The following is a 1,765-nucleotide window of genomic DNA, read 5'->3' as shown; positions in this document are numbered from 1 at the left end:
CCCCACCTCCTCCCTGGCCTGGGCCCAGCTCGCCGACGACGCCTTCGAGGCCGGTCGGCCCGTGGAGTCCTACGCCTACGCCCGCACCGGCTACCACCGGGGCCTGGACGCCCTGCGCCGCAGCGGCTGGAAGGGCCACGGCCCGGTGCCGTGGGAGCACGAGCCGAACCGCGGTTTCCTGCGCGCCCTGCACGCCCTCGCCCGGGCCGCCGGCGCCATCGGGGAGACCGAGGAGCGGGAGCGCTGCTCGACCTTCCTCAAGGACAGCTCCCCCACCGCCGCCGACACCCTCTCCTGAGCCCGGCGGGCTGCCCGCCCCGCCGGGGCGGGCAGCGCGGCCCGGAGGAGCCTGTGAAAGGCGCTGCGCGGAGGCGCAGGGAACCGAGGGCGAAGTGAGCCGGAAAACACGATGAGTACCTGACGTACTTGACGTACTTGACGTACTTGGCCTCGGAGTGCACCCTGAGAAGGACTACCGAGGAGGTCACCATGTCGGCGGTGCGCTACGAGAGCTACACCCGGGCGCGTGCGCACCTGAAGGACCTCCTCGACGCGGCCGACGAGGGGCGGGTGGCCACCATTCGCCGGGATTCGGGGCACGCGGCGGTGGTGGACGCGGAGCGGTTGCGTCACCACCTGATGGCCGTCTGCCCTTCAAGGGCGGAAGTGGTCGCCGAAGCGGGTGGTTGGTCGGTGTTTCTTCCGGGTCTCCCCCTGGCCGCCGATGGGGCAACCCTCGACAGCGCCATAGAGGAGATGGTCGAGGTGTTGCGTGAGTACGCCGAGGACTGGCAGGAGCGCCTGCGCACCGTCCCCAACCACGAGGGCAACTGGGGTCTCGTGCAACTGATCGGCCTGAGTGACGACGAGTCGCTGCGTGCGTGGTTGGTGGGAACCGAGCGGTGACCTGGCCTCGGCCCGACCGGGAAAACCACGATCGTTTCTGTCGCACCGAGCAATGGACACGTGTTCGAGACGCGCGGGGGCGTACCGGTACGCATCACATCGTCCACGAGTTGGTTCTGCACGATGGTCGAACCCTGCGAACACGGATCTCCCACCCCGTGGACCGCACGGTCTACGGCGCTGCGATGTGGCGTCACATCCTGCGGGATCAGCTGGAGGTGTCGGAGGAGAAGTTCTGGACCTGTGTTCGGGAGGGGGTGTTGCCGGATCGAGGGGCTCCCGAACCTCCGCGCGCTTCGCTTCCAGCCGATGTGGCTTACCTCCTCATTCACCGTGTGGGTCTGGACGAGACGGCCGTCGCGGGTATGAACAGGGACGAGGCGTTGGCCAGGCTTCAGCGCTACTGGACAGAGGGGGAATGAGTCACTCCCTGCCGTTCCCGTGGAGCCGGCGGAGGGATGGGCGCACCGGGTCGAGGCTCCAACGGCCTTCCTCCGAGCCGGTCGCTCCGTGGTCTCCGCCTTTCGTGCGGGTCCGCTTCGTCGGGCAGGACGAGGCTTCGAAGGCTTCCGCGCGGCTCCGTGGTGTCCCGCTTCCCGGTGGTCCCGGGGGGGCGGACGCTTCCGTCGGGGCTTTCCGGGACATAGCCTGTCGCCGTCGCACCCGGCGCCGTGCCGTTCCGTCCCCGGTCGGGGCCGGCCGCGCGGCGCCGTGTCCGTATGTACCCGCACGATGTACCCGCACGACCCGCACGCCCCGGCGCGCGCCCCGGGAGGGCGGCGCCCGTTCCCGACCCGGATCCCCGGTGACCCCGGGGGCCGGTCCCGTCCCACCCGGTCGTTCCCGGAGACCCCAGGAG

At 70.6% G+C, this 1,765-nt stretch carries 2 protein-coding genes; both read left to right on the top strand.

Annotated elements, in window-relative coordinates; all coding sequences use genetic code 11:
- On the top strand, positions 1-298 hold a 298-nt coding region (locus tag FNQ90_RS21945), incomplete at its 5' end, for a DUF3151 domain-containing protein (protein WP_182607935.1).
- Positions 299-426: 128 nt separating this feature from the next.
- Positions 427-906, top strand: a complete 480-nt coding sequence (locus FNQ90_RS21940) for a prevent-host-death protein (protein WP_228471473.1) — start codon at positions 427-429, stop codon at positions 904-906.
- Positions 907-1,765: the final 859 nt, after the last annotated feature.

Source organism: Streptomyces alkaliphilus (assembly GCF_014141535.1).
Classification (GTDB): Bacteria; Actinomycetota; Actinomycetes; order Streptomycetales; family Streptomycetaceae; genus Streptomyces; species Streptomyces alkaliphilus.
The sequence above is the reverse complement of the archived record's forward strand: the minus strand, read 5'-3'. Positions and strand labels throughout refer to the sequence as shown.